Origin of the sequence: Salipiger sp. PrR003, assembly GCF_010500785.1 — a bacterium.
Classification (GTDB): Bacteria; Pseudomonadota; Alphaproteobacteria; order Rhodobacterales; family Rhodobacteraceae; genus Salipiger; species Salipiger pacificus_A.
On record NZ_JAAGOV010000060.1, the window covers coordinates 26,485 to 34,816 of the forward strand.

The window sequence follows — 8,332 nt, forward strand, 5'->3', positions numbered from 1 at the left end:
CGATTACCCCCCGGTCCAACCGAACAGATCGTCATCGTCGTCATCGTCGTCAACGGTCGGGCGCGACCTGGAAACCGGAGTCGCCCCAAGCTCGGCGGCGTAGAGGCGCGATTGGGTCATCGCCTCTGCACGAATACTCACCGCCGGATTCTTGCGGATCGATGTGAGGACCGAGACGCCTTCCTTGTCTATCTTGAAGACCTTCTGCACGGCGCCCACGCGCTGAATCTCACGATCCATTTCACGGACCGTGCCGATGGCCATGCAATAGTTCTCGATGCATCCAACATCCGCTTCCGTGAGGATCTTGCGCTTCGCGAGAATTGGCACGATCCTATTCCACTCCGCGCGCGCATCTGCGCTGAGGTAGTCCGGCGCCGGGCGATCCGCCAAAGGCTCGCGCTCGACCCTGATATGCGGCTTCACTCCCCTCATGGCGAAATCTCCCTACAGCGAATTTCGAGCCCCTTGCGGCGCCCAATTGGAACAATGCGGTCAATGTCGAAGGCGTTGCCGTCGAAGCTCACGCGGTCCTCGTCGGTGAGGCTAGGCAGGAAGCGAGTACGGAAGACGATTGTAGCGACAGTGGTGTCGCCTGCATTTCGAAGGAACTCTTCGGCCTGCTGCTCAACGAGCTCGGCGCGCAGGGTCGCAACCGGCGCCCAGGTCGTGACCGGCGTGCCCGCGGGACTGATGGTCGCCGTGGCGCGCTCGATCGAGATCACGTGGACCATCTTCCCGGCCTTCATGCGCTCACCTCCTCTGCCAGCACTTCCACGGTCAGGACGCCATGCGAGCTCTCGCCGTCCGGGTCCGACAGGGCACGCACGCTGGACACGCGCCAATCGACGCAGTGGTAGTCGGTGCCAAGGTCGAGGCGGGCCGAACGGATGGCGGCGCGCATCGCCGCCATGATCTGCTTGATGCCCTCCCGCGATGGCTCTGTCTTCCAGACGTGGAGGGTGTGCACGATGCGCTCCCGCGTCCGGGCAATGCTGTCACCCTCGTCGATGACCTGCACCTCCCCGAGGATGATGCTAGGGCGCGGAGCCGGCGTCGAATTGCGATCGAGGATGCTGGACGCGGGCACGAGCCCGGTCACGGCCGGAGAGGCCACGAGGCGCGCGCGCAGGGCGATCTGGACGGGGAGGTCAGCTGACATCACTTGGCCCCCCTGATGGCCTTGGAGATCGCGCGCTTGATTCGGTTCTGAGCTTTCTTTCGCGCGAGCCTGTAGCCCGGCCAGAAGAACGGCTGCGCCGCCGTGTGGGTGGTGCCGTATTCGACGAGATGAGGGTATCGGACATCGGAGTTGCCAGCGGTAATCGCTACCTGGTTCTCCGGCACCACCTGCCCGCCGCCCGGTTGGGAATAGGGAGGCGTGGATTGCCCCGGAAGCGTTACCGCGATTGAACCGATCAGGTCACCTTCATCCTCAGGCGCGAGGGCTTCGATGGCATCCGCGATCTCATAGCCTCCCGCCGTCAGCGCGGGGGTGACAGCCTCACGAGCCGCTGCGGGGATCGCCCGAAGACGTGCCTGAAACTTCGAGAGACCGCCATCATCAGCCATCAGAAGGTGAACTCCCGGTACTCGGTCACGATCTCCTTCACACCGAAAGGTACCTCTCGGGCAGCTTCCGCCGCGGCTTCTCGCTGTTCGTACCACCAGGCAGCAAGCTGACTGACCGCCTCGACCAGAACCGGTGGTACTGGCTCTTGATCCTCACCCCCGAAATTTTCCTCGATCTTGAAGCCGAGAAGACGTTCGACATGGTTCTGTGCCGCTTCGAGCTTGCGCTGAAGCAGTGCGTTGTCCACGTCTCCGATATCATCGGTGAAGCTGAGTTGCTCTTTGAGCTGAACGAGGGTGAGGATGGCCATGGATTAGACGCCCTCGGCGGCGTTGACACGCACGACGTTGGAGTTGATCCACAGCGACATATTCAACTTCATGACGGAGTTGGCGGTGTCATACGCTTCCGTCGCACTGGCAATCTTCGCGATGAAATACCGCTCGCTCGGCGTGCCGCCCGACGGGGCGTCGTCCAGCTGAATCTTGAAGGCGAAGTCGTCGTCGGTCTTTTCGGCTGCGATCACAGCGGCCTGACCGGCATCTTCGTAATTGATTGCGGCAATCACTTCCATCGGCGGAGCGACGCGAGTGCCCTTCAGGCGCTTCGTCCGCTTTTCACCAATGATGTCTTGGGTGATCTCGTTTGCACTGTCACCGAGTGATCCGAGAGCTTCGAGCTCTTTGATCTCGGTCCACGTCTGGCCGTCGAAATCGGTCAAAACGAAGTCCTCTGACTTCATCGGCTGTACGCCACCGATGAAAAGCTTCGCGCCTGCGGTGGAAAAAATCGGCATGTCTAAGTCCTCGGGTTGCTGCGCCGTTCCTCACGTTGCTTGGCGCTTGAGTGGCAGGTGGTGCAGAGCGGCTGCCAGTTGGTTTTGTCCCAGAAGAGACGCTGGTCGCCGCGGTGCGGTGTCATGTGGTCGACGACAGAGGCCCGGTCGCCGCAGCGTCGACAAAATGGATGCTGACGTAGGAACTGGGCGCGAGCCCGATCCCACGAGCCTGTGTAGCCTCGGGCACTGGAACTGAGGCGCTTGCGATCGAACTTCGCCTTGCGCTCCGCGTCACGGTCACGCTGACAGGGGCATCGTTGGCCACCTGGTACGAGCTTTCCGCAGCCGCAGACCTTGGGAGGCTTACCGGGCACTGTCGCCCCCGTGGATAACGGACGGGGCGATTCGCCCCGTCCTTCGACCACGCTGCCCTTGACCATACGATGTCAGTACACGGGGCGTGTAGGAGAGCAGCTTCTCGCTTTTGGGCCGGTCGTGAAGGCCCTCAAAGGAGGTCGCCCCGCGATTCATTGTCAGGCCACCGGCGCGTCGTGCGGGTGGCCCTTCACGATCACCGCGCCGCCGGCAATCGAGGTGCCGCCGTTCTTGGTGAGGACCGCGCGGATGTACCGCTTGTTGCCGATGTAGCCCTGCTTGTAGACGCTGTCGGCCTCGAGCGTGGCCGGGAGACTGCCCACCAGGTGCTCCGCCGCCACGTCGGTAAAGTCGCCCGAGGTGGTGGTGTCGCTCTCCTGCAGCTTGGCGGTGAAGTCGCCGGCCGAAACGATGGCCCCGGTATTGAGCACCAGCGCCGCGGCCTCGAAGCCGAGAAGGTCGATGGCGGCCGAGGTGGCCGTTGCGGAGAGGACCGCAGGCGCCACGGCCTGAACCACTCCGATGTTGGGTGCGATGTCACGCATGGGTTCTCTCCTTAGCTGGTGGACATCTTGAGCTTGCGGAAGCGCTCGGCCTGGAGCACGCGGCCGCCGACACGGCGGGTGGCGTGGATCCGGGTCAGACCCTTGGTCGCGAGCAGATACGGGTTGACGAGGATCGACATCGCGAGCCGGTCCACGATCCGGTAGGCAGAGAAGTCGCCGTAGAGGATCGGGAAGGCACCAGCACCGACATCGGGCATGTCCACGGCCTCGATGACCGGACGGCCGAGGATGGTTTCCGGCTGACCAGCTTGGAAGCTGGGCTGCCAGAGGAAGCGCCCATCGCCATCCTTGAGGGTCCGGATGACGCCGAGCGTGGTGCCGTTCATCATCCACGTGCCGCTGTTCCGGTAGGCCGCCGGCAAGTTGTACATCATCTTCACCATCGCGTCGGGCGACACGGCGGTGGTCGAACCGTTCACCCACTCGGCAATGCCGGTATGGGTCATCAGGCCCTCGGGCTGGCCTGCGCCGGTCCCGTTGACGAAGGCGGCGCCTTCCTTCTTGCCGACGTCCTCTGCCAGCGCGAGGCGCACTTCGGCCTCGGCCGTGCCGCCACTGTCGGCGAGCAGCTCGTTGGAGATGTCGACGTAGGTCATCAGCTTGCGCGCCGGAACTTCCAGCTGGCCGAAGGTGACGGTCGATTCCTGCGCCTCTTCGGCTTCGCCTTCCCACTGGGCGTTCGTGCCCGAGGTGCGCTTCGGGTATTTCACCGACGGGCTCGAAATGCCGCGCACGCTCGCCACCGAGCGGATCGGAGAGTATTCGACCAGGTCGCGGATGAACTCGGTGCTCATCTCGGCCGGCGCCAGGTAGCCGCCCTGTTCGTCATTCGCGACGGTCAGGGCTTTGCGGTCCTCGTCCGGAACGGCATCGCCGCGGCGAAGGTACGTGCCGAAGGCCTTCTTCTCGACGGCGGCGGCCTCGTCGGGATCGTCCTCGCCCTCGCCCTTGGCGCGGTTGGACTTGGCCTCAATCTTGTCGAGGCGGTCGGACAGCTTCTTGCGATCCGCATCCTGGTCGTCAAAGCGCTTGTTCACGGTTTCGGTGAGATCGCCGATGGCCTTGGTGACGATGTCGTTCGGATCGTCCTCGCCGCCTTCCTTAAGGGTGAGATCGGCGGGGGAGAGCGCCGTGCTGCCACGCAGCCCGGTCTTCATCAGGTGTCGCATTTCAGGTCCTTTTTGCGAGCTGCGCCGAAGCGCGTTGCAGTTGGGCGGCGAGGGTCAGCGCCCTCACAGCAGTCTTTGTCGAGGTGACACGGGCACCCGGGTGCATCGGGATCGTCACGAGGCTGGCCTCGAGGAGTTCGAGGTCGGTGATCGTTCGGCCGCCACGCGCCCGGCGCATGGCCTTTTTCGTGCGAAAGCCGATCGAGATACCCCGCACGGCGCCGGCCTGGACGAGGGCGCGCACCTCGCGGGCGCGAACAACGTCCGAGACCAGCAGTCGGCCTTTCAGGTGGAGCCCGTCTTCGCGGTCATCGGCGGATTCCCAGACCCCCACCGGCTCTTTCTGGTCGTGGGCGAAGAGCATCGGGATCGGCAGGGAAGCACTCGCAAAGGCACCTTTCTGGATCCAGTCGCCAACCCGGTCGCCTTGGCCATAGGGCCATGCGAGCCCCTCGATGCTGCCATCATCGGCGGCGTCAAACTTGGTTTCGAGGAAGACGCGATCCATCAGCCAGCCCTCCGGAACGCAGCGCGATCAGACGCGAAGGCATCCACCTGCGCCTGCACCCATGCGGCGGCTTTCAGGAGGCGGACGATATTGGCGTGGGTGAACGGGACCGGATGACCGTCCTCGCTGATCTCCCAAGCCATGACGCAGCGGGCGAGGCTGTCCAGGCGGGCGCGCTCTCGCGCTTCGGCGGTCACGCGGCCTTCGGTGTCCGCAACCTCGGAGAGGTCATCCGCCAACCGTAGCCGAGCGCGATTCTGGACTTCACTGTCGGGGCCCGCGACCTTGAGGCGGATGCCGGTTGCCTGATGGGTCACGGGGTCGAGGAGCTCGAACCAGATGCCGCGGTCCTGATCGGCGGAGAAGGCGCGGATGTCCTCAAGCTGCATCGGGGTCTTCCTTGTCTTCGGGGGCACCAGGCGCGGGTACCTGGGTCTCGGTGATGTTGGGATTGAGGAACTCGTCCCCGCCTTCGCGCGGCGTCAGCCCGATCCACTGGCGCCCTTCGTTCGGGTTGATCGTCCGGGAGGAAATCAGCGAGTTGATCACCGTGGCGCGCGTCGAGAGATCGGCCCGGGTGAGGTCATCGCGATCGAACCGCACAGCATGGGTTCCACGCTCTTCGTCGGTGAAGAGGGCGCGGCGCAGCGCCCCCTCGGTGGCACGCAGCCAAGGCTCCAGCGTGTAGCTCAGGAACTCGCGGCCCATCTGCTCGGTGTTCGACCAGGTCGCCCGGTCGTGGTCGAAGAGCATCGAGGGCGGGACGCGGAACGCGCGCGCGATTTCGAGGATCTGGAACTTGCGGTTCTCGAGGAACTGGGCGTCGGTCGAGTTGAAGGTGAAGGGTTTGAACTCGGCACCGTCGTACAGAATCGCAGTCTGGCCGTTCGCGTCGCTGCCCTCATGGGTCGCCTTCCACGCCGTTCGGGCAGCCTTCACGGAAGCTTCGCCCATGCCCTTCGGGAACATCAGCGCGCCAGACGGGCGGGCGCCTCTGCCGAAGAGTTTGGCAGCGTGGCTGTCGAGTGCGATGGCGACGCCGATGGCTTCGCGAGCCAGTGACAGCGGCGAGCGCCCGAAGGGGCTCCGAAGGTGGATCATATCCGAGGCCGGTACACGGCGCCCGTCGATCTTGTAGCTCGGCTCGCCCGTGGTTTGATCAAACTGGACATCGATCACGCCCCGGCGATAGCGGATGATCTCCGCGATGCGGCCATCCGCAAGGCGGTTGACGTAGGCCATGCCGCCCTTGTCGTCAGAGAGGGCGTCAATGACGAGGTCTCGGATGAACGAGAAACCGTCGGTCCAGTCGTTCGCCTGGTCGCGCAGCAGCGGCAGCGCCTGGTGGCCAGCATCCTGCACCTCGGTGCCATCGGCCTCAATGCGCTTGATGCTCACGTCGAGTGTCGCGACGGCCTCCGAAATAACCCGGATCGCCGAGCCGACGGCGGGAACGCGGAGGGCGGCATCGGGCGTGACCGGCGTGCCGGTGGACGCCGTCGGTGTGATGCCGAAAAGGGCGTAGAGGTCATCGCCGGGTTCGGCGAGGCCCTTGGTTTCGATCTGAGGTTTGCGTTTGAACAGCCACATGCCCGCAGACTCGGCGGAAACCTCTGCGCTGCCTAGCTGGCAGAACCTAGCAAATCGTGGGTTTTCGTGGGTTTTCCGGGAAGAGCCCTCATCAAAAATCCCTATTTCGGGCAAATATCGCGCGAGCCTCCCCGCGCCGGTCCCCATGGCACCCTGAAAGTTCAGGACCACCCCCGGGGTGCTCGGCGCCGGGCCGGCGGATGCGCCTGCGAGCTGCTGAACCATCATCGACCGAGCCCTACTTCGCCGCGCTGCGCTGCGATCGGCGGAAGCTCTCGCCGTGCAACCAGGCATCAAGCTCGGAGCGGAAGGCGAAGTAGCTGCCAGCGCCGATCGGTCGATAGATCGGAACGCTCGGCTCGCGGGCCAGCCTTCGGGCCTTGTCGACCGAGACGTTGAGCGCGCGGGCGATGGCCTCGAGGCCCCAGAGCTTCTCGGCTCCAGCCACCAGCGCGTCGAAGCGCCACCGGTCGAGCGGCGGGGTGTCGTTGGGCTTGCTGTCTGCCATCGTCACACCCCGATCCGGCGCAGCTCGGCTTCCGACACCAGACGTCGGCTGAGCATCTCGGTCGCCATCTTGGCGCTGATCGCAGAGGGCGCGACGTAGACGCCTGCGCTGATCTTCTTCGCCCAGAAGGCCGCAAGGTCGCCACTGGCACAGGGCTGGCCCTGCTTGCCGCCCTCGGCCTCCCGGTGATCCTCCCAGCGGTCGTCTCGGAGCCAGTTGTCGGCATAGGCGACGTACTGTCGGGCATTGCCCTTGTTCTCAGCCCGATACGCCTCGGCTGCCGCAGCGATGCGGTTGGGGTCTTCTCCCGACCTCACGGCTTGGTCGAAGAGATCACGGCAAGCGTCCTTCGAGCGGGGTCGAGGATGAGCGTCCCAGAACCTCTCAAACGCCGCGTCGGTCTCTCGCTGAGCCTCTGCGTCGACACACACAAGGTTAAAGGATGGTTCTAGGATGGTTTGTGTCCGGCTCCCGGACGGGTCATGTCCGGCTGCCGGACAGGTGGTGTCCGGCTCCCGGACGGGTCCGGCTGTCGGACGGGTCCGGCTCCCGGACGGGTCATTGGGCTTGTCCTTGACGTTCGGCAGCCGGTCGAGGGCCTCCAAATCGATGTCATATTCGACGGTCACGCCATTCGGATGGCGGCGGTCGCCGACCACGATGAGGAGCCCTTCCTCCACCAGCTCGTTGATATTGGCGATGACCGTCGAGCGGGAAATCTCCAGCTCAGCCGAGATGGTACCCTTCGAGGAGAAGATGCCGCGACCGTCGTCGCTGGCCTTGTCGGCGAAGTAGAGCATGATGCTCTTGCGCACAGCAGAGCCGAGAACCTTCTTCACCACGGATACGCTGACACGGTTGCTCATGCCCTTGCCCCCCCGATTTTTAGGGTGGACAAACGGGAAAATTCGCCAATGTTTTCAATGCCCGCCTCAAGCCGGGTAAGGCAAGGCAAGGTGTTGATTTTGCAGGTGGTCTTACCGTCCTGCCGGGATCGCCAGCTTTCCTTGTCCGAATGTTTGAGAAGCCTGCGGCATCGCGCGTTCGTTGAGGGGGCCGACGAGGCGTGAGGCGGTTGGGATGTCCGGCTCCGGGTCTCCCGCCGGCGCCGTGCCCTAGGGGCGCAGCATCTCGTTCACCGGGTGGTGCTCTGCCTGGAGCTGCTTGACCAGATAAGGTTTCAGCAGATCGCCCATGTATCTTGCCCCTTCCGGCGTGAGGTGCGTGCCGTCGAACGTCAGCGGAGAGCCCGAGGGATCGGCGTT

At 64.4% G+C, this 8,332-nt stretch carries 14 protein-coding genes; all 14 read right to left on the reverse strand.

The genetic code is table 11. From position 1 onward, the window contains the following. Positions 1-3: 3 nt before the first annotated feature. Entirely contained in the window at positions 4-435 is a 432-nt protein-coding gene (locus G0D83_RS21805; RefSeq protein WP_164196773.1) for a phage terminase small subunit P27 family, read from the reverse strand. Then, the gene (locus tag G0D83_RS21810) at positions 432-749 is read right to left on the reverse strand and encodes a phage head closure protein (RefSeq protein ID WP_164196774.1); all 318 of its coding nucleotides are present in this window, start codon (positions 747-749) and stop codon (positions 432-434) included. Before G0D83_RS21810 ends, G0D83_RS21805 begins: the two co-directional genes overlap by 4 nt. Further along, positions 746-1,162 carry a DUF3168 domain-containing protein gene (locus tag G0D83_RS21815; RefSeq protein WP_164196775.1) on the reverse strand — a complete coding sequence of 139 codons (417 nt, stop codon included), beginning with the start codon at positions 1,160-1,162 and terminating at the stop codon, positions 746-748. The genes G0D83_RS21810 and G0D83_RS21815 overlap by 4 nt, the downstream gene beginning before the upstream one ends. Further along, entirely contained in the window at positions 1,162-1,572 is a 411-nt protein-coding gene (locus G0D83_RS21820; protein WP_164196776.1) for an HK97-gp10 family putative phage morphogenesis protein, read from the reverse strand. Before G0D83_RS21820 ends, G0D83_RS21815 begins: the two co-directional genes overlap by 1 nt. After that, on the reverse strand, positions 1,572-1,883 hold the full coding sequence (locus G0D83_RS21825; RefSeq protein ID WP_164196777.1) for a head-tail connector protein: 312 nt from the start codon (positions 1,881-1,883) through the stop codon (positions 1,572-1,574). Before G0D83_RS21825 ends, G0D83_RS21820 begins: the two co-directional genes overlap by 1 nt. 3 nt (positions 1,884-1,886) lie before the next feature. Then, positions 1,887-2,369, reverse strand: a complete 483-nt coding sequence (locus G0D83_RS21830) for a hypothetical protein (RefSeq protein ID WP_164196778.1) — start codon at positions 2,367-2,369, stop codon at positions 1,887-1,889. A 2-nt stretch (positions 2,370-2,371) separates the two neighbouring features. Next, the gene (locus G0D83_RS21835) at positions 2,372-2,725 is read right to left on the reverse strand and encodes an HNH endonuclease signature motif containing protein (protein ID WP_164196779.1); all 354 of its coding nucleotides are present in this window, start codon (positions 2,723-2,725) and stop codon (positions 2,372-2,374) included. A 159-nt stretch (positions 2,726-2,884) separates the two neighbouring features. Continuing rightward, positions 2,885-3,271 carry a hypothetical protein gene (locus G0D83_RS21840; protein WP_164196780.1) on the reverse strand — a complete coding sequence of 129 codons (387 nt, stop codon included), beginning with the start codon at positions 3,269-3,271 and terminating at the stop codon, positions 2,885-2,887. 11 nt (positions 3,272-3,282) lie between these two features. Beyond that, positions 3,283-4,461, reverse strand: a complete 1,179-nt coding sequence (locus G0D83_RS21845) for a phage major capsid protein (protein WP_164196781.1) — start codon at positions 4,459-4,461, stop codon at positions 3,283-3,285. 1 nt (position 4,462) lies between these two features. Then, positions 4,463-4,969, reverse strand: coding sequence for an HK97 family phage prohead protease (locus tag G0D83_RS21850; protein ID WP_164196782.1), 507 nt, complete (start codon positions 4,967-4,969; stop codon positions 4,463-4,465). Next, entirely contained in the window at positions 4,969-5,358 is a 390-nt protein-coding gene (locus G0D83_RS21855) for a hypothetical protein (protein WP_164196783.1), read from the reverse strand. Before G0D83_RS21855 ends, G0D83_RS21850 begins: the two co-directional genes overlap by 1 nt. After that, positions 5,348-6,559, reverse strand: a complete 1,212-nt coding sequence (locus G0D83_RS21860) for a phage portal protein (RefSeq protein WP_164196784.1) — start codon at positions 6,557-6,559, stop codon at positions 5,348-5,350. Before G0D83_RS21860 ends, G0D83_RS21855 begins: the two co-directional genes overlap by 11 nt. A gap of 238 nt (positions 6,560-6,797) precedes the next feature. After that, entirely contained in the window at positions 6,798-7,067 is a 270-nt protein-coding gene (locus G0D83_RS21865; protein WP_164196785.1) for a DNA-binding protein, read from the reverse strand. Between the two features lie 2 nt (positions 7,068-7,069). Next, positions 7,070-7,933, reverse strand: coding sequence for a helix-turn-helix domain-containing protein (locus G0D83_RS21870; RefSeq protein ID WP_164196786.1), 864 nt, complete (start codon positions 7,931-7,933; stop codon positions 7,070-7,072). Positions 7,934-8,332: the final 399 nt, after the last annotated feature.